15 protein-coding genes and 2 pseudogenes are annotated in these 18,486 nt (G+C 71.1%); 9 read left to right on the top strand and 8 right to left on the bottom strand.

Translation table 11 applies throughout. The annotated features are described in order from the left end of the window. Position 1: 1 nt before the first annotated feature. The 4 genes and pseudogenes from ABR738_RS17095 to ABR738_RS17080 all read right to left on the bottom strand — a co-directional run. Positions 2-604 carry a Uma2 family endonuclease gene (locus ABR738_RS17095; protein ID WP_350230840.1) on the bottom strand — a complete coding sequence of 201 codons (603 nt, stop codon included), beginning with the start codon at positions 602-604 and terminating at the stop codon, positions 2-4. Positions 605-705: 101 nt separating this feature from the next. After that, complete coding sequence (locus ABR738_RS17090; protein WP_350230839.1) at positions 706-1,005, bottom strand: DUF397 domain-containing protein; 300 nt, start codon at positions 1,003-1,005, stop codon at positions 706-708. Beyond that, positions 1,002-1,663, bottom strand: a pseudogene (locus ABR738_RS17085) (DUF5753 domain-containing protein). The gene ABR738_RS17090 and the pseudogene ABR738_RS17085 overlap by 4 nt, the downstream one beginning before the upstream one ends. Then, positions 1,655-1,897, bottom strand: a pseudogene (locus ABR738_RS17080) (helix-turn-helix domain-containing protein); the annotation flags it as partial. The pseudogenes ABR738_RS17085 and ABR738_RS17080, both read right to left, overlap by 9 nt. A 358-nt stretch (positions 1,898-2,255) precedes the next feature. On the opposite strand from ABR738_RS17080, the gene ABR738_RS17075 reads away from it, so the two are divergent. The 4 genes from ABR738_RS17075 to ABR738_RS17060 all read left to right on the top strand — a co-directional run bounded on the left by ABR738_RS17075 (position 2,256) and on the right by ABR738_RS17060 (position 8,994). After that, on the top strand, positions 2,256-4,061 hold the full coding sequence (locus tag ABR738_RS17075; RefSeq protein ID WP_350230838.1) for an ABC-F family ATP-binding cassette domain-containing protein: 1,806 nt from the start codon (positions 2,256-2,258) through the stop codon (positions 4,059-4,061). Between the two features lie 311 nt (positions 4,062-4,372). Further along, entirely contained in the window at positions 4,373-6,097 is a 1,725-nt protein-coding gene (locus tag ABR738_RS17070; RefSeq protein ID WP_350230837.1) for an outer membrane protein assembly factor BamB family protein, read from the top strand. Between the two features lie 63 nt (positions 6,098-6,160). Next, complete coding sequence (locus tag ABR738_RS17065; RefSeq protein ID WP_350230836.1) at positions 6,161-8,104, top strand: outer membrane protein assembly factor BamB family protein; 1,944 nt, start codon at positions 6,161-6,163, stop codon at positions 8,102-8,104. A 224-nt stretch (positions 8,105-8,328) separates the two neighbouring features. Next, a complete protein-coding gene (locus tag ABR738_RS17060) occupies positions 8,329-8,994 on the top strand; it encodes a helix-turn-helix transcriptional regulator (RefSeq protein ID WP_350230835.1) in 666 nt (221 codons plus the stop codon). A 976-nt stretch (positions 8,995-9,970) separates the two neighbouring features. Here ABR738_RS17060 and ABR738_RS17055 read toward each other — a convergent pair. After that, the gene (locus ABR738_RS17055) at positions 9,971-10,255 is read right to left on the bottom strand and encodes a hypothetical protein (RefSeq protein ID WP_350230834.1); all 285 of its coding nucleotides are present in this window, start codon (positions 10,253-10,255) and stop codon (positions 9,971-9,973) included. 30 nt (positions 10,256-10,285) lie between these two features. Beyond that, the gene (locus ABR738_RS17050; RefSeq protein ID WP_350230833.1) at positions 10,286-11,956 is read right to left on the bottom strand and encodes a sodium:solute symporter family protein; all 1,671 of its coding nucleotides are present in this window, start codon (positions 11,954-11,956) and stop codon (positions 10,286-10,288) included. Positions 11,957-12,202: 246 nt separating this feature from the next. Between ABR738_RS17050 and galT the strand changes: the two genes are divergently transcribed. Genes galT through galK form a run of 3 tightly spaced genes read left to right on the top strand, consistent with a single transcriptional unit; the run spans position 12,203 to position 15,364 of the window. Further along, positions 12,203-13,258 (top strand): galactose-1-phosphate uridylyltransferase, encoded by a 1,056-nt coding sequence (galT, locus tag ABR738_RS17045; protein ID WP_350230832.1) that lies wholly within the window; start codon positions 12,203-12,205, stop codon positions 13,256-13,258. Further along, complete coding sequence (gene galE / locus ABR738_RS17040; RefSeq protein WP_350230831.1) at positions 13,255-14,226, top strand: UDP-glucose 4-epimerase GalE; 972 nt, start codon at positions 13,255-13,257, stop codon at positions 14,224-14,226. The genes galT and galE overlap by 4 nt, the downstream gene beginning before the upstream one ends. After that, entirely contained in the window at positions 14,219-15,364 is a 1,146-nt protein-coding gene (gene galK, locus ABR738_RS17035; RefSeq protein ID WP_350230830.1) for a galactokinase, read from the top strand. Before galE ends, galK begins: the two co-directional genes overlap by 8 nt. Positions 15,365-15,515: 151 nt before the next feature. On the opposite strand, the gene ABR738_RS17030 is transcribed toward galK, so the two are convergent. After that, positions 15,516-15,989, bottom strand: a complete 474-nt coding sequence (locus tag ABR738_RS17030) for a GNAT family N-acetyltransferase (protein WP_350230829.1) — start codon at positions 15,987-15,989, stop codon at positions 15,516-15,518. A gap of 264 nt (positions 15,990-16,253) precedes the next feature. Between ABR738_RS17030 and ABR738_RS17025 the strand changes: the two genes are divergently transcribed. Continuing rightward, positions 16,254-17,018, top strand: a complete 765-nt coding sequence (locus tag ABR738_RS17025) for a response regulator transcription factor (RefSeq protein ID WP_350230828.1) — start codon at positions 16,254-16,256, stop codon at positions 17,016-17,018. Here ABR738_RS17025 and tamR read toward each other — a convergent pair. Further along, complete coding sequence (gene tamR, locus ABR738_RS17020) at positions 16,977-17,474, bottom strand: MarR family transcriptional regulator TamR (protein WP_350230827.1); 498 nt, start codon at positions 17,472-17,474, stop codon at positions 16,977-16,979. The two genes, ABR738_RS17025 and tamR, sit on opposite strands and share 42 nt — an antisense overlap. Before the next feature lie 131 nt (positions 17,475-17,605). Between tamR and ABR738_RS17015 the strand changes: the two genes are divergently transcribed. Further along, entirely contained in the window at positions 17,606-18,454 is an 849-nt protein-coding gene (locus ABR738_RS17015) for a trans-aconitate 2-methyltransferase (RefSeq protein ID WP_350230826.1), read from the top strand. Positions 18,455-18,486 lie beyond the last annotated feature (32 nt).

The raw sequence follows: 18,486 nt of genomic DNA, 5'->3' as shown, positions 1-18,486 counted from the left end.
GTCAGAGCTCGCGAACGCCGCCGAGGTCGATGTCGATGGCGTACGGCTTGTCGACCTTGAGCCGGTCGCGCTGCATGCCCACGTGCACGTACGCCATGGTGAGCGGGTCCAGCTCGTACACGTGGACCACCGGCTCGCCGCCGTCGCCGCCGCGCTCGACCCGCCAGAAGTTGGGGATCCCGGCGGCGGCGTATTTCTGCGGCTTGGTCGTGCGGTCCCGGGACTCCGAATCCGGAGAGACGACTTCGACGGCCAAAAGTACGTCCTGCGGGCGGAAGCTCATCTGGTCGGGCCCGGTGATCGCCTCGGCACGCACCACGCTGACGTCGGGTGCGAGGCCGTTGCGGTCGTCAAGGACGACGGTCATGTTCCGGGTGCCCTTGAACGCGGCGGGCCGGTCACGCCGGACGCCGTCGAGCAAGAGGTCGACGACGTCGGCGTGGAACACGCTCTGCGGGCTCGCGAAGACCAGGCTCGCGTCGATCAACTCGGTACGGGAAGGGAGTTGGGGCAGCGTGAACAGGTCCTCCACGGTGTAGCCGTCCTGCGGCGGCCGGGGCCACTCCCGCTCGACGGCTTCAACGGCTGTCTCGGCTTCTTCCATGCGCGCGATTCTTCGGCCCGCCCACCCACAGCGACCGCCACTTTCCGATCAGGTCACCACGAAGGGTGACCCGGCCGTGTCCTGTTCGACTCTGCCGGACCTCAGCCCCGGTGCTCCGCGACGAACGCGGTCCACGCTTCGCTGGAGAGGGCGAGGGTGGGGCCGTGCCGGTCCTTGGAGTCCCGTACGTGCACGGCGGCCGGGCAGACGGCCACCTCTACGCAGCTGTCGCCCTCGGTGCCGCTGTGGCTGGACTTGCGCCAGCCGAGGGCCACCTCTACGCAGTTGTCGCCCTGGGCGCTGCTGTAGCTGGACTTCTGCCAGTCCAGGGCTACTTCGACGCAACTGTCGCCGTCCGGGCTGCTGTAACTGGACTTGAACCAGGCGAGTTCGGCGCTCATATGGCTCCTCGGATTCGCTCCAGCAGGCTTCGTGAGTCAGCGGGGTTGAGAGCCTGCGAGCGCAGTGTGGCATACACCCGGTACAGCAGGGCCACCTCTTTCCCGTCCGAGATCAACCGGCCGGTCTTTTGCCCTTCGGAGTAAGCGCGCCGCCGCCCATCGGGCAACTCAACCAGCTGCACGGCCCCTCCAAGGCACGCATGCCCGAGCGTTTCCAAGGGCATGATCTGGAACACCACGTTGCGCGGCTCTGTGAGGGCCAATACATGGCTCAGGAGGCCCCTTGTGACCTCCGGTCCACCGAGTCCGCGCCGGAAGACGTGCTCCTCGACGATGAAGTGGTACGACGTGTGCGGACGGTCCCGCAGGAGGACCTGACGTTGGAGCCGTGCCGCCACCTTCCCTCCAACTCCCCGTCGGTCAAGGGGGGAAGCGCGTTACCGAAGGCAACCCGCGCGTAGGCCTCCGACTGCAACAAGCCCGGCACCAACCGGCACTCGTAGGTGTCCAGGCCGACCGCGAGGCGTTCCAGGCGCGCCCACTCCCGAAACCACGCCGCAAGTCCCGGCTGCCGGGTCACATGCTCATACGCCCGCCGGAGCGCACCCGTATTGCCAAGCGCAGCCTCCGCTCGTTCCACGAACTCCTCGTCCGGCATGCGGCGGCCCAACTCCACCGATTCCACCGTGTGTTTGGAGAAGCGGACCAGCTTCGCGAAGGCCTCGCGGGTGAGGCCCGCGTGTTCGCGCAGGCCCTGTACGAACGCCCCGAACGTCTTCAGGCTGTCGGACGGCACGGGCTCGCCCGAACCCGAACCCGTAGGCGCGCCCGAACCCGCCCCCGCACCCGTACTCCCCGCGCCGCCCCCGGCCCGCTCGCCGTCGTCGGTCATGTGCCGCCACCTTCCGGTGAGGTGATCTCCCCGCTCAACTCACCCAGGGTGACCGCTCGCGACCGTACCGTCCACCCTCCGTGTCCGTACGCTCGCTCAGCGTGCGGGCGGGCGGCACCCGCTAACGGGGCCCGGACGCGGGGTTAGGCAAGCGTTGGCGCCGGCCGGGACACTCGTGCATCGCCCCCTGGGGGCGCGTGGCCGATCCGCATGTCGGCCGCGTGCCCCGGGCCGTGCCCGCGACAGGGCCCGACGCACGCCGACGACCCGGCCCGGGCCTTGATCATCCACCGCGCGCCGTCCGGGTGCCCGCGGCGACTACCCTGGATGACGATCCATCCCCGCGCTCAGGAGTGAAATGGCCGTCAACCTGGTCAATGTCGAGGCAGTCAGCAAGGTGTACGGGACCCGTGCCCTGCTCGACGGGGTGTCCCTCGGCGTCTCCGAAGGGGACCGGGTCGGGGTCGTCGGGCGCAACGGCGACGGCAAGACCACCCTGATCCGGATGCTGGCGCAGCTGGAGGAGCCGGACACCGGGCGCGTCACACACGTGGGCGGGCTGCGGCTCGGCGTACTCACTCAGCACGACTCGCTCGACCCTCAGGCCACCATCCGGCACGAGGTCATCGGCGACCTCGCCGACCACGAGTGGGCCGGCAACGCCAAGATCCGCGACGTCCTGACGGGGCTGTTCGGCGGGCTCGGTCTGCCGGGGTTCGCGCAGGGCCTGGACACCGTCATCGCGCCGCTGTCCGGTGGCGAGCGGCGCCGCATCGCGCTGGCCAAGCTGCTGATCGGCGAGCCCGACCTCATCGTGCTCGACGAGCCCACCAACCACCTCGACGTCGAGGGCATCAGCTGGCTGGCCCGCCACCTCCAGGCGCGCCGCTCGGCCCTCGTCTGCGTCACCCACGACCGCTGGTTCCTCGACCAGGTCTGCACCCGCATGTGGGACGTGCAGCGCGGCTCGGTCTTCGAGTACGAGGGCGGTTACTCCGACTACGTCTTCGCCCGCGCCGAGCGCGAGCGCATCGCCGCCACCGAGGAAGTCAAGCGGCAGAACCTCATGCGCAAGGAGCTGGCGTGGCTGCGCCGGGGCGCCCCGGCGCGCACCTCCAAGCCGCGCTACCGCATCGAGGCCGCCAACGAGCTGATCGCCGACGTGCCGCCGCCGCGCGACACCAGCGAGCTGATGAAGTTCGCGGGCGCCCGGCTCGGCAAGACCGTCTTCGACCTGGAGGACGTGACCGTACAGGCCGGTGAGAAGCTGTTGCTCAAGCACCTCACCTGGCAGCTCGGCCCCGGCGACCGTATCGGCCTGGTCGGGGTGAACGGCGCGGGCAAGACGTCGCTGCTTCGCGCGCTCACCGAGGCCTGGAACACCGGGGGCGAGACGCAGCCCGTCGCGGGCAAGGTCGTCGTCGGCAAGACCGTCAGGCTCGCCTACCTCTCCCAGGACGTGGCCGAACTCCCGCCCGCGCTGCGGGTGTTGGAGGCCGTCCAGCAGATCCGCGACCGGGTGGACCTCGGTAAGGGCCGCGAGATGACGGCGGGTCAGCTCTGTGAGCAGTTCGGCTTCTCCAAGGAGAAGCAGTGGACGCCGGTCGGTGACCTGTCGGGTGGCGAGCGGCGGCGGCTCCAGCTGCTGCGCCTGCTCATGGACGAGCCGAACGTCCTCTTCCTCGACGAGCCCACCAACGACCTCGACATCGAGACCCTGACCCAGCTCGAAGACCTCCTCGACGGCTGGCCCGGCTCCATGGTCGTCATCTCCCACGACCGGTTCTTCATCGAGCGCACCACCGACCACGTGTGGGCGCTGCTCGGCGACGCCACGCTGCGGATGCTGCCGCGCGGCATCGACGAGTACCTGGAGCGCAGGCGGCGAATGATCGAGGCGGCTCCCGCGCCGGTCGCGGCCCCGGCCGCCAAGGCCGCGCCCGCCGTCTCCGCGCAGGACGCGCGGGCCGCGAAGAAGGAGCTCCAGAGGGTGGAGCGGCAACTCAACAAGATCAACGAGCGCGAGACTAGTCTGCACGCGCAAATCGCCGATAACGCCACGGACTTCGGGAAGGTGGCGAAGCTGGACACGGAGCTGCGCGAACTGATCGCCGAGCGGGACGAGTTGGAGATGCGCTGGCTCGAACTCGCCGAAGAGGCCTGAGTCAGGCCCGGGCCACCTGCCCGTACGGACGTCCTGCGGGGCTTGCGTAGAGACGGCGTACAGAGTCCATAACGGCGGCATCACGGGCCGGTTCTCCCTTGGGAACAGGGGCGGACCGGCCCGTGGTACGTCGTGCTCCGAGTGATAGAAAGTAGCTCCGTTCGACTGACGTAAAGACGTAAAGACGCAAATTCGGGGGAGATCTCGCTGTGACCCAGCCACCCAGTTCTCAGCCACCGCAGGGGGGCTTCGGGGCACCGCAGGACAAGCCTCAGGGACCGCCTGCTCAGCCGCCGGGACCGCCGCCGCAGATGCCGGCCGCGCCGCCCACCGCGCCCGCGCAGCCGCCGCAGCCGCCGTCGGCCTCGCCGCAGCCCGGGTACGGCTATCCGGGGACGCCCCCGCCGGGGCCCGGGTACGGCTACCCCCAGACGCCGCCGGCTCCCGGCTACGGCTACCCGACGGTCCCGAGCGGGCCGGGCGCGCAGGACAACCCGTACGCCCAGACGCAGCAGGGCGGTTACGGCTACCCGGGCCAGCCGCAGTACCCCGGGGCGCCGGTGGCGCCGGGGGGCGGAGGCGGCAAGAGCCCGTTCAAGGGCAAGCCCCTGATGATCGTGGCAGCCGCGGTCGCGGGCCTGCTGGTCATCGGCGGCGGCGTGTACCTGGCGACGAGCGGGGGCGGCGACGACAAGAAGCCCGTCGCCGACAAGAGCCACAGCGCGGCCCCCAGCGGCGCCCCGACGGTCGACCAGGGCGACGGCAAGGGCGACGGACGCACCGGCAGCGACGACATCAACTCCGGCGCCAAGGCCGGCGACGCGCGGGCCTGGCTGCACGAGAACGAGACGCCGCTGCCGCAGAACGGCGCCACCCAGTACGGCCCCTGGATCGTGGGCGACACCGTCGTCAAGGCCATGTACAAGGAGATCGTCGGGTACGCGGTGGCCGACGGCAAGCAGAAGTGGTCGGTGGCGCTTGACACCCCGCTGTGCGGAGCGCCGCCGAGCCCCACCGCCGACGGCAAGACCGTCTTCGGTGTCCAGGACGGCAACACCGAGAACGCCAAGTGCAACCAGCTCCAGTTCGTCGACCTCGCCGCGGGCAAGGCCGGCTGGAAGTCCCAGGTCCCGGCGGAGGGCCTGTTCGACAGCATGATCAGCTTCCAGATGTCGATCACGGGCAACACCGTCGCCGTGGCCCGTGACATGGGCGGCGCGAGCGCGTTCTCCCTCACGGACGGCAAGAAGCTCTTCGGCACCCCCAAGACCGGTCATTGCAGCGCCGGCGCCTTCGCCGGCGGCCCCAAGCTAATAGCCGTCAGCCAGTGCATGGACCCGGGCGCCGACCTGGACGCGCCCGAGTCGGACCTGCTCCAGGAGCTCGACCCGACCACCGGCAAGCCCAAGTGGGGCTTCCAGTACGACAAGGGCTGGGCCGTCAGCCGGGTCTACTCGATGAACCCGCTGGTCGTGTACGCGACCAACAAGGACAAGAAGGCGTGGAACATCTCGACCTTCACCGCCGACGGCAAGCTCCAGTCGGCGGTCAAGTCCCAGGCCTCGCTCACCGCGAACTGCCCCGGTCTGAGCCTCGACCGCCAGCTCCAGGGCTGCTGGGGCACGGTCGTCGACGGCAACACCCTTTATCTGCCGACCAAGAGCACGGACAGCGGCGAGCTCGGGGTGGGCCGCACCAACGAGATCGTCGCCATCGACCTCGCCACCGGCGCCGAGAAGTGGCACGCGGCCGCGCCCAAGGGCCGCGTGATGGATCCGCTGGCCGTCGAGAACGGCAAGCTCTCGGTCTATGTGGAGCCGGGCGTCGACGGAGCGGCCGCGGTCGCGACGCTGCCGCTGACCGGCGGCGCCCCGCAGATCACCCTCCAGAGCCCGTCGACGGCGGCCGGCACCGAGCGCTCCTTCTTCGACCCGGTGGGCGCGTGGGCCGGCGGACGGTTCTTCCTCATGAACAGCCGGGTGAGCAGCCACAAGGACGGCTCGAAGGACAACTCGATCCTGTCCTTCGGCAAGTGACGTGCCCACTCCCCTTTCTCGTAGGTCTCCCGTACGCGACGTGAAGTCAGAGGTCTCCCCGGCATGAGCCAGCCACCCCAGCCCCAGCAGCCGCCCGAGCCGCCGAGTCGCCCCCAGAACGCGCCCCAGGGCTTCGGCGCCCCGCAGGAACCCGCGGCGCCCGGTTTCGGCGCCCCGCAGGACCCCCCGGCGCCCGGCTTCGGCGCGCCGCAGGACCCCCCGGCGTCCGGCTTCGGCGCGCCCCAGGAGCCGCCGGCCGGCGGCTTCGGTACGCCCACCCCGCCGCCGCCCGCCGGGCCGCCGAGCACCCCGCCGCCCTCGGGGCCCCCGGCCTACGGCTACCCGCACACCCCGGAACCGCAGCCCGGGTACGGCTACCCGAACACCGCGCCCCAGCAGCCGGGTTACGGCTACCCGGGTCAGCCGGGTCAGCCCGGTTACCCCGGCCAGCCCGGTTACCCCGGTCAGCCCGGTTACGGCTACCCCGGCCAGCCGCCGACCCAGCCGGCGCAGCCGCAGTACGGGATGCCGGGCGCGCCCGGGCCCGGCGGACAGCCCGGCGGCAAGAAGCCGAACACCCAGATGCTGATCATCATCGCGGCGGTCGTCGCGGTCGCGCTGATCGTCGGCGGCGGCGTGTGGTACGCGACTGGTAAGGACGGCAAGGACACAGCCAAGACCGGCGACACCGGCGGCACCACGGGCGGCGCGAGCGGCGGCACCGGTGGCGGCGGCAAGGAGAAGGCGCCGGCCAACACCGCCGCGAAGGTGCTCTTCCAGTCGCCCCAGCCCGCGGTCACCGACCTCACCTCGGTGCTGGGCTCCTGGCTCACGGACAAGGTGTACGTCAAGACCGGCGTCAAGGAGATCGTCGGCTACGACCTCGTCAAGGGCACCCCGGTCTGGAAGCTCCCGCTGACCGGAAACGTCTGCGCGGCCACCAAGCACGTCTCCTCGGACAACAAGACCGCGTTCGCCTTCGAGACCGTGCCGGACGGTTCCAAGTACCCCTCCTGCACCGAGGCCGCCGCCCTCGACCTCAACACCGGCAAACTGCTGTGGCAGGCCGACGTCAAGGGTGGCGACGGCGACCGCAAGACGCAGTTCGAGGAGATCACCCTCGGCGCGGGCACCGTCGCGGCGGGCGGCATCAGCGGTGGCGCGGCCTGGGACCTGAACACCGGCAAGGAGCTGTGGAAGCCCACCGCCAACACCGACCAGTGCGAGGACGCCGGATACGGCGGCGGTGACGCGCTCGTGGCCGTCCGCAAGTGCGGTGACTACGACAAGCCCACCGTCAGCGTGCAGACCCTCGACCCCAAGACCGGCCAGCCCTTGGCCACGTACAAGATGCTGCCGGGCATCCAGTACGCGCACATCGTCTCGACCAAGCCGCTCGTGGTCGCCGCCGACGTCGGCGACACCGCGCGCGACGGCAGCGGCATCTCGGACTTCTTCTCCATCGACGACAAGACCGGAAAGCTGCTGGCCCGCATCCCGGCGCCCGGCGCCAAGTACTCGGCCGCCTGCGACGGCACCTCCGTCGAGAAGTGCTCGATGGTCGTCGCCGGCAACGGCAGGCTGTACGTGCCGACGGAGGCGCACGACAACGCCGGCGGGACGAGCGTGGTCGGACGCACCAACGAGATCCTCGCCTTCGACCTGGCGACCGGCCAGGCCGTGCCCGGCCGGGCGGACGCGGGTGACGGCTACAAGATGTACCCGCTGCGCATGGACGGCAACAACGTCATCGCCTACCGAGAAGGCCCTTACGACAAGGGCAGCGAGGTCGTCAGCATCGACGGCGGCAGCCTCAAGGCGACGCTGCTCATGGAGAACCCGGCCGAGCGGTCGGTGCGGGAGGCCATGTCGCAGTTCCTGCCGCAGTACTCCGACATGGACTACGCCAACGGCCGCCTGTACTTGGGGGCGACGCGCCTGAGCAAGCCGTACTCGAACGACGACTCCGAGAAGAAGTTCCTGTTCATCGCGACCGGTACGGGCTGAGCCCGGGCCGCGGCCGCGTCTTCGGGGCCCCGGTGGTGGATCTCCTTCCGCCGCCGGGGCCCCGCCCTTTGTGCCCGCTTGCCCTTTCGCGTACTTCCTCAACTGGGCCCGCATGCCGGAGAATTCGGCATTCCGTGGGCTTCTCGCCGGTAAGCGGCACGCGGCGTCGAACAAGCGTGTAGCTTGCCGGGGCAAGAGGGGCCGGGGGGATGGGGGGTAGCTCGATGGGCGTGCGGCTCATGGTGGTCGACGATCACCGGCTGCTCGCCGAGGCACTTGCCTCGGCGCTGAAACTGCGGGGACACCGGGTGCTCGCCGCGACAGCTCCGGTCGCGGGCGCCGCGGAGCTCGTCGTGAGCCGGGCGCCCGAGGTGTGCCTGCTCGGCACGGCCGCGCCCGCCGAGCCCGGGGTGTTCGACCCGATCGTGCGGATCAAGCAGGAGCGGCCCCAGGTCGCCGTGGTGGTGCTCGGGCCGGTGCCGAGTCCTCGGGGGATCGCGGCGGCGTTCGCGGCCGGGGCGTCCGGGTATGTGCGGCACGACGAGCGCATAGAGGGGGTCGAGCGGGCGATGGTCAAGGCGCGGGCCGGGGAGTCGGCGGTCGCCCCGCAGCTGCTCCAGGGTGCGTTCGCCGAACTCCTCAACCCTGCGGCTCAGCCCCATGACGAGGGGCAGCGCCTGCTTCAGCTGCTGACGCCGCGGGAGGTGGAGGTGCTGGTGCGGGTGGCTGACGGGGAGGATACGCGGGTGATCGCGGCGGGGATGGGGATCGCGCCGTCCACGGCACGCACGCATGTCCAGCGCGTGCTGATGAAACTCGGCGTCGGCTCCCGCCTGGAGGCCGCCGCCCTGGCCGCCAGAACTGGCCTCCTGGCCCGCGCCACCCCCTAACCCCCGGGGCTCCGCCCCAGACCCCGCCCGCGCTGAACGCGCTCGTCCTCAATCGCCGGACGGGCTAGGTATGTGCATATGGTCCAGGGCCGAGTGGCCAGGGGCGCGGGGAACTGCGCGCCCAGCCACGCACGGTCGGCAGCCGGGGCCCTTGGGGCTCCGCCCCAGACCCCATTCGCGCTGAAGGCGCTCGTCCTCAATCGCCGGACGGGCTAGGTATGTGCATATGGTCCAGGGCCGAGTGGCCAGGGGCGCGGGGAACTGCGCGCCCAGCCACGCACGGTCGGCAGCCGGGGCCCTTGGGGCTCCGCCCCAGACCCCGTTCGCGCTGAAGGCGCTCGTCCTCAATCGCCGGACGGGCTGACGTTGCCGCTGCGGGCCAGCACCGACCCCGCCAGGGGCGCGGGGAACTGCGCGACCAGCCCCGCACGGTCCGCAGCCGGGGTCCCTGGGGCTCCGCCCCAGACCCCGTTCGGCCTGAACGGCCTCGTCCTCAATCGCCGGACGGGCTGAAGTTGCCGCTGCGGGCCAGCACCGACCCCGCCAGGGGCGCGGGGAACTGCGCGACCAGCCCCGCACGGTCCGCAGCCGGGGTCCCTGGGGCTCCGCCCCAGACCCCGTTCGGCCTGAACGGCCTCGTCCTCAATCGCCGGACGGGCTGAAGTTGCCGCTGCGGGCCAGCACCGACCCCGCCAGGGGCGCGGGGAACTGCGCGACCAGCCCCGCACGGTCCGCAGCCGGGGTCCCTGGGGCTCCGCCCCAGACCCCGTTCGGCCTGAACGGCCTCGTCCTCAAACGCCGGACGGGCTGGGTATGCCTGTGCTGGCCAGCACGCACCCCGCCAGGGGCGCGGGGAACTGCGCGCCCAGCCCAGCACGGTCGGCAGCCGGGGTCTCTCGGGCACCGACCCCGCCAGGGGCGCGGGGAACTGCGCGTACCCCGGGCTGGGGCGGACCCGGGTCCCCGGTTGACCGGGTCAGTTGTTCTGCGGGACCGGCGGAGCCGTGGGGCGGAGTTTCAGCCAGGTCAGGAAGAACAGCCCCAGCGCCAGCATCCCCAACCCCGTCCACAGGTTGATGTTGATCCCCTGCGCCTTCTTCAGGTCCGCGTCGGACGCCATCACCCCGGCCACCGTCACGATCACCCCGTACAGGGTGAACAGCCCCCCAATGATCCGACGGATGTCGAACAGCCGCGCCGCGGACGCCGACTTCCGCTCCAACTCCGTTACCTCGTCCCGCACTTCGGGCGATTCGGGCATGGTGTGACTCCAGTCGTCAGTCGTCAGTCGTCAGAACGAGTAGGGGACGTAACACAGCGCGGCCAGCACGATCGCGCCCCAGCCCAGCAGCGCCGGCCGCCGGTACCACGCACTGTCGCCCTCGGCGGGCGGCTCCTCGACGCCGGGGGACTTCGTCCCGTACACCAGACCCGCCAGCTCCGCCGCCGGCTTCGGCGCGGTGAAGAGCGTGACCGCGACCATCACCACCGCACCCGCCACGAATCCGACGATCGCGGAGACGAAGTTGGCGCCCTGGTCGGTCGGGATCGAGATGACGCCCTGCTTGTAGATCCAGAAGTAGTTGACCATCGCGGCGGACGTACCCGCGACGAGCCCCCACACCCCGGACTTCACCGACGCCCGCTTCCAGAACATGCCGATCACGAAGACCACGAACATCGGCACGTTGAAGAAGGAGAACAGCGTCTGGAGGTAGCCCATGATGTTGGAGAAGGAGGAGGCGATGAACGCGGTGCCGATGGAGGCCAGGACGCCTATCGCCGTGATCAGTCGGCCGAAGCGCAGGTAATACGCGTCCGGCTTGTCCTTCTTCACGTACTTGGCCCAGATGTCGTACGTGAACACCGTGTTGAAGGACGACACGTTCGCCGCCATGCCCGCCATGAACGCCGCGAGCAGCCCGGTCACGGCGATGCCGAGCACGCCGTTGGGCAGCAGCTCCTGCATGAGGAGCGGAATCGCGTCGTTGTAGGTGAGGGACGAGCCCGGAGTGCCGATCTTGGGGACCAGGACCGCCGCGACCAGGCCCGGGATCATCACCAGGAACACGATGAACATCTTGGGGAACGCCGCGATCAGCGGGGTCCGGCGGGCCGCGCTCAGGTTCTTGGCGGACAGGGCGCGCTGCACCTCGGCGAAGTTGGTCGTCCAGTAGCCGAAGGAGAGCACGAAGCCGAGCCCGAGCACGATGGTGAGCCAGTTCGCGCCGAGCGGGTTGGCCTCGCCGATGCCGGTGCCGCCCCACGCGGAGAGGAAGTTGTCGCCGTGGCTCGCCTTGAGCGAGCCGGTCAGCCCGTCCCAGCCGCCGACCCGCTTGAGGCCGAGGATGGTCAGCGGAATCAGCGCGGCCAGGATCACGAAGAACTGGAGCACTTCGTTGTAGATCGCCGAGGAGAGCCCGCCGATGGTGATGTACGCGAGCACGAAGAGCCCGGCGACGACGATCGCCACCCACTGCGGCCAGCCGAGCAGCGCCTCCACGACGATCGACAGGGCGTACAGGTTGACGCCCGCGATCAGCACCGCCGCGAACGCGAACAGCGCCGAGGCCAGCAGATGCGCCGACTTGTCGAACCGCTGGAGCAGGAACTCCGGCACCGAGCGCACCTTGGAGCCGTAGTAGAAGGGCATCATCACCAGGCCGAGGAAGACCATGGCCGGGATCGCGCCGATCCAGTACCAGTGCACGACCGCCACGCCGTACTGCGCGCCCGTCGCGGACATGCCCAGGATCTCCGTGGCGCCCAGGTTGGCGGCCACGAAGGCGAGGCCGGTCACCCACGCCGGCAGGGAGCGGCCCGAGAGGAAGAAGTCGAGGCTGGTCTTCACGCTGGCGCGTGCGGCGAAGCCGATGCCCAGGACGACGATGAAGTAGATCGCCAAAATCGTGTAGTCGAGCCCATTGGTGGGGAGCCGGAGCCCCGCGGCCAGAGATTGCATGCGTACCCGCTTCGTCGCGCTTACTGATCCGGACATGCCGATCCGGTCGTACCGGTCCGGGACGGGAACCTACGCCTCGATGTTCAGAAACTGAACACTTTTGATGAGATTGTTTGTTTGATTGTGATCGTGCCCGACACCCACTCCGCTCCCGCGCCTCTTGGCGCGCCCTGGCGCGGGGTCATTGACGGGCGCTGTTGGCTTGTGGTTTGTTGTGTGCGGTTCTGTTGGATGGTGGAGGTTCAGGTGAAGAAGACGTCGACCCGGCTCGCCGACGGTCGGGAGCTGCTCTACTACGACGCGCGGGACGACCTCGTACGGGACGAGACCGACCGGCGCCCGCTCGACCCGGTCTCCACCGCCTCCCAGCTGCGCCGCGACCCGCTGCTCGGCGACACCGTCGTCGTCGCATCGCACCGCCAGGGCCGCACCTATCTGCCGCCCGCCGACGCCTGCCCGCTCTGCCCCTCGCGCGAGGGCCGCGACAGCGAGATCCCGGCCGACGACTACGACGTCGTCGTCTTCGAGAACCGCTTCCCCTCGCTCGCCGGCGACTCCGGCCGCTGCGAGGTCGTCTGCTTCACTCCCGACCACGACTCCTCCTTCGCCGACCTCACCGAGGAACAGGCCGCCCTGGTCCTTGAGGCGTGGACCGACCGCACCGCCGACCTCGCCGAACTCCCCCAGGTCCAGCAGGTGTTCTGCTTCGAGAACCGGGGCGCGGAGATCGGCGTCACCCTCGGCCACCCGCACGGCCAGATCTACGGCTACCCCTTCACCACCCCCCGCACCGCCCTCATGCTCCGCTCGCTCGCCGAGCACCGCGAGCGCACCGGCGGGCGCAACCTCTTCGACGACGTGGTCCAGCGGGAACTCGCCGACGGCGAACGGGTGGTCCTGGAGGGCGAGCACTGGGTGGCGTTCGTGCCGTACGCGGCGCACTGGCCCTACGAGGTCCATCTGCACCCCAAGCGGCGCGTCCCCGACCTGCGGGCCCTCGACGAGGGCGCGCGCACCGAGTTCCCCCGGATCTACCTGGAACTCCTGCGGCGCTTCGACCGGATCTTCGGCCCCGGCGAGCCGCCCACCCCCTACATCTCCGCCTGGCACCAGGCGCCGTTCCGGGGCGAGGGAGCCCTCGACCGCGAGGAGTTCGGGCTCCATCTGGAGCTTTTCACCATCCGACGTACTTCCGGCAAGCTGAAGTACCTCGCGGGTTCCGAATCCGGCATGAACGTGTTCATCAACGATGTGCCGCCGGAGACCGCGGCCGAGCGACTGCGAGAGGTGGCGGCTGAATGAGCAAGTACCTGGTGACGGGCGGCGCGGGGTATGTAGGCAGCGTGGTGGCGGCCCATCTGGTCGAGGCCGGCCACGACGTGACCGTCCTCGACGACCTCTCCACGGGCTTTCGCGCAGCCGTCCCGGCCGGCGCCTCCTTCATCGAGGGCCGCATCCAGGACGCCGCCCAATGGCTCGACCCCTCCTTCGAAGCCGTGCTCCACTTCGCCGCGTTCTCGCAGGTCGGTGAGTCGGTCGCCGTTCCTGAGAAGTACTGGGCCAACAACGTCGGCGGCACCATGGCGCTGCTCGCGGCGATGCGCGACGCGGGCGTGCGCCGCCTGGTCTTCTCCTCCACGGCGGCCACCTACGGCGAACCCGTCTCGGTCCCCATCACCGAGACCGACCCGACCGCGCCCACCAGCCCCTACGGCGCCTCCAAGCTCGCCGTCGACCACATGATCGCGGGGGAGTGCGCGGCGCACGGCCTCGCCGCGGTGTCACTGCGCTACTTCAACGTGGCGGGCGCCTACGGAACGTGCGGCGAACGCCACGCGCCGGAATCCCACCTGATCCCCCTCGTCCTCCAAGTGGCCCTGGGGGAGCGGGAGTTCATCTCCGTCTACGGTGACGACTACCCCACCCCCGACGGCACCTGCGTGCGCGACTACATCCACGTGGCCGACCTGGCCGAGGCCCATTTGCGCGCCCTCGACGCGGCGACGCCCGGCGAGCACCTGGTGTGCAACCTGGGCAACGGCAACGGGTTCTCGGTCCGTGAGGTCATCGAGACCGCCCGCAAGGTCACCGGGCACGAGATCCCCGAGGTCGTCGCGGGCCGGCGCGGCGGCGACCCGGCCGTCCTGGTCGCATCGGCGGCGCGCGCCCACGACCGGCTCGGCTGGGCGCCCTCGCGCGCGGACCTCGCAGGGATCGTGGCCGACGCGTGGACGTTCGCGCGTGGCCTGCGGGGAGCCGGCGATGAGTGAAGTGGCCGCCGGATTCCGGGAGTTGTACGGCTATGAGCCGGACGGGGTGTGGGCGGCGCCCGGCCGCGTCAACCTGATCGGCGAGTACACCGACTTCAACGAGGGCTTCGTCATGCCACTCGCGCTGCCGCACACGGCGGTGGTGGCGGTGGCCCGGCGCGCCGACGGCGTCCTCAGGCTGCACTCGGCGGACATCGAAGGGCCCGTCGTGGAACTGCGGTCCGACGCGCTCGCGCCGCTCTCCGGCGCGGGCTGGGCGGCGTACCCGGCGGGCGTGGTGTGGGCGCTGCGTGAGGCGGGGCACGCGGTGGGCGGCGCGGACGTCCACCTCGCCTCGACGGTGCCGACGGGCGCGGGCCTGTCGTCCTCGGCCGCCCTTGAGGTGGTGACCGCGCTCGCCCTGCGCGATCTGTACGAACTCCCCCTCTCCGCAGGGGAGTTGGCGGCGCTCGCCCAGCGGGCGGAGAACGCCTTCGTCGGCGTCCCGTGCGGGATCATGGACCAGACGGCGTCGGCGTGCTGCGTCGAGGGCCAGGTGCTGCACCTCGACGCCCGCGACCTGTCCCGGCGCCAGATCCCCTTCGATCTGCCCGCGCACGGCCTGCGGCTGCTGGTTGTCGACACCCGCGTACAACACGCGCTCGGTGACGGCGCGTATGCCGAGCGGCGCGCCGGGTGCGAGCGCGGCGCGCGGGAGCTGGGGGTGCGGACCCTGCGCGAAGTGCCCCACGCGCGACTGGCCGACGCGCTGCGCGAGCTGTCCTCGCCGGTGGTGCGGGGCTGTGTGCGGCACGTGGTGAACGAGAACGCGCGGGTCGAGCGGGTCGCCGCGCTGCTGGCGGCGGGGGACGTACGGGGGGTGGGGCCGGTCCTGACCGAGGGGCACGCCTCCCTGCGGGACGACCTGCGGGTGTCCTGCGCGGAGCTGGACCTGGTGGTGGAGACGGCGGTGTCCGCCGGCGCGCTGGGGGCGCGGATGACGGGCGGGGGGTTCGGGGGCTCGGCGATCGTGCTGGTGGAGGAGGCGGGGGCGGACCGGGTCGCCAAGGCGCTGGCGGTCGCCTTCGAGACGGCGGGCCTTGCGGCGCCCCGCCTGTTCGAAGCGACCCCCTCGCCGGGCGCCCGACGCATGCGTTGATCCCCCACCCCGCCCCTCCCCGAAAACCGCCGGGGGTGCGAGGGGCGGGTGCGGGGCGTACGTGGCTGGTCGCGCGGTTCCCCGCGCCCCTGGGTATCCGGTGCGGGCCCGTGTGAGCACGGTCGGCCTGTCATGGGGGTCCCCCTGGCCCTCAAGGCGCGAACGGGGTCTGGGGCGGAGCCCCGCTCAGGGGCTTGGTCAGGGTGTATTCCGTGATGCCGGGCGGATAGTCGGGGATCGTGGCCACGATTTCGTAGCCCCGGGCGCGGTAGAAGTCCGGGGCCTGGAAGTCCCACGTCTCCACCCGGGCGTACCGGCAACCGCGCTCGCGACTGGCCAACTCCTCGGCACGGGCGAGCAGTTGCGTGCCGAGGCCCGCCGCGCGCACACCCGGATCGACCCACAGGAGGTCGACGTGGAGCCACCCGGCCCACGTGCGCCCCACCAGCCCCCCGGCCATCAGCGCGTCCTCGGTCAACCCCCAGACCTGGAGCGGCACTTCCTTCTCCGCCGCCGTCCCCCGCATCGCCCGCAGCACCGGCGACCGCTCGGTGTTCGTGTCCCGTAGCCGCCGATGGAGCTGCACCTGACGGTCCTTGTCCATTTCTGTCTCGATACGAAACATGGTGCTCACCTTAAACATTCGTGTACGCCACGTAGCCGTCCGGGTTCAAACAGTTCGGCAAAGTGCCTTCCCCTCACGGCTCCCGGCCCTACGCTGATGCACAGCACCGGTGGGGGCCGGTGTTGATCAGGGGGCGAGACAGTCGGGTACGGCGCCCGGGGGCGGGGTAGTACACAGCGCGTGGCGGCGGCCGTGCGTCCGTGGTGCTCCCGGCTCCGGGCGCCGTATCCGTACCGGTCCGTCCTGTGAGCCTGGGGGTGTCACTTGGTACGGATCCGAGTTCTGGTGGTGGACGACCACCGCATCTTCGCCGAGTCGCTGGCGGCGGCCCTGGCGGCGGAGCCCGACGTGGACGTCGCGGCGGCCGGCAGCGGCCCCGCCGCGCTGCGCTGCCTGGAGCGGGGCGCGGCCGAGGGGCGCCGCTTCGATGTGATGCTCGTGGACGCGGACCTCGGCGCGTCGGCCGCGGTCCCGGTGGCCCGGGCGGTCCCCGAGGGCGGCGCGGAGGGCCTGGTGGACGGCATCTCGCTGGTCGCGGGCGTACGCGCGGGCCAGCCCGCGGTGCGTACGGTCGTCCTCGCCGAGAAGGACGACCCGGCCAGGGCCGCCCTCGCGCTCGGCGCCGGCGCGAGCGGCTGGGTCGCCAAGGACTGCTCCCTGCAACGGCTGCTCGCCGTCATCCGGGGCGTCCTGCGCGACGAGACGCATCTGCCGCCCGCGCTGCTCACCGGCGTGCTGCGGGAGCTGATGGCCGCGCGTAAGCACCGCACCGAGTCGGAACGGCTGGTGGAGTCGCTGACCCCGCGCGAGCGCGAGGTGTTGCGCTGCATGGTGGCCGGGCTCGGCCGCAAGGCGGTCGCGGAGCGGCTGTTCCTGTCCCCGCACACCGTGCGCACCCATATGCAGAACGTGCTGGGCAAGCTGGGCGTGCACTCCACGCTCGCGGCCGTCGCGCTGGCCCGCAGGGCGGGCGTCGGCCCGGTCGACCTAGCCGGGGATGTTGTCGAACGGGGCGGTCAACTGGCGTAGCAGGGCCGCCAGTTCGCCCCGCTGGGCGCGGCTGAGCTCGCCGAGGATGGCCCGCTCCTGTTCGAGGAGTCCGGCGAGCGCCTGGTCGGCCCGGTCGCGGCCCTCGGAGGTGAGCCGCACCAGCACGCCCCGCCGGTCGCTGGGGTCGGGAAGCCGCTCGACCAGGCCCTTCTTGGCGAGCCTGTCGATCCGGTTGGTCATCGTGCCCGAGGTGACCAGGGTCTGGGTCAGCAGCTGCCCCGGAGAGAGCTGGTAGGGGGCGCCCGCGCGCCGAAGCGACGTCAGGACGTCGAACTCCCAGGGCTCCAGGCTGTGCTCGGCGAAGGCGAGTCGGCGGGCCCGGTCGAGATGGCGCGCAAGGCGGCTGACCCGGCTCAGGACCTCAAGCGGCTCCACGTCGAGGTCCGGGCGCTCTCGGCGCCATGCTGCCACCAGTCGGTCGACCTCGTCCTCCATGTCGATCAGTGTAAAGGGTTCCTCGACGTGAAGTCTCTTGACGTCAAGATATATATCGAGCCACCATTGGGCATGGAGGGGCCGGGACTCTGTTCCGCTTCGCTCAGCCGCACCTGCAAGGGGGCTCGAACATGCATTCCGATTCGTCGTCGACCACACCGGCCGGGCCGCCGGTCTGGGATCCACAGCAGTATCTGCGCCACGCCGGGCACCGCACCCGCCCGTTCCTCGACCTGCTCACCCGCATACCCGACCTGCCCACGAGCGGGGGCCTCTCGCCCCGGATAGCCGACCTCGGCTGCGGCCCCGGCAATGTCACCGCCCGCCTCGCCGACCGCTGGCCCGACGCCCGCATCACCGGCTTCGACCTCTCCCCGCAGATGCTCGCCCAGGCCGACAAGGACTACGCGGGCACCACCCCGGGCGGCGGCTGGCTCGATTTCCAGGTCGCCGACGCCACGCACTGGGTGCCCGGCGAACCGTACGACCTGATCGTCTCCAACGCGGCCCTGCAATGGGTGCCCAATCACCCCGATTCCTTCCCCGCCTGGATCGACGGCCTCGCCCCCGGCGGCACCTTCGCCTTCCAGGTGCCGGGCAATTTCACCTCACCCAGCCACGCCATCCTCGCCGAGCTGTGCGAATCCCCCCGCTGGCGCACCCGCCTCGGCGACCACGGCCGCCGTTACGTCCATGTCCTCGAACCCGCCGACTACCTCACCAAGCTCGCCGACCTCGGCTGCGAGACCGATGCCTGGGAAACCGTCTACTGCCAGCTGCTCACCGGCCAGGACCCCGTCCTCGACTGGGTGAAGGGCACCGCCCTGCGCCCCGTGCTCACCGCGCTCGACGGCGACCAGCAGGCCGTGGACGCGCTGCTCACCGAATACCGCGACCGCCTGCGCGAGGCCTACCCACCGGGCCCCCACGGCACGGTCTTCCCCTTCCGCCGGATCTTCGCGGTGGCCCGCAAGAAGTAGCCCGGGAGACCCGGAAGACCCGGAAGACCGGA

It is taken from the genome of Streptomyces sp. Edi4 (assembly GCF_040253615.1).
In the GTDB taxonomy this organism is placed as follows: domain Bacteria; phylum Actinomycetota; class Actinomycetes; order Streptomycetales; family Streptomycetaceae; genus Streptomyces.
Note: the sequence above shows the minus strand (reverse complement) of the source record. Positions and strands in the feature narration are given on the sequence as shown.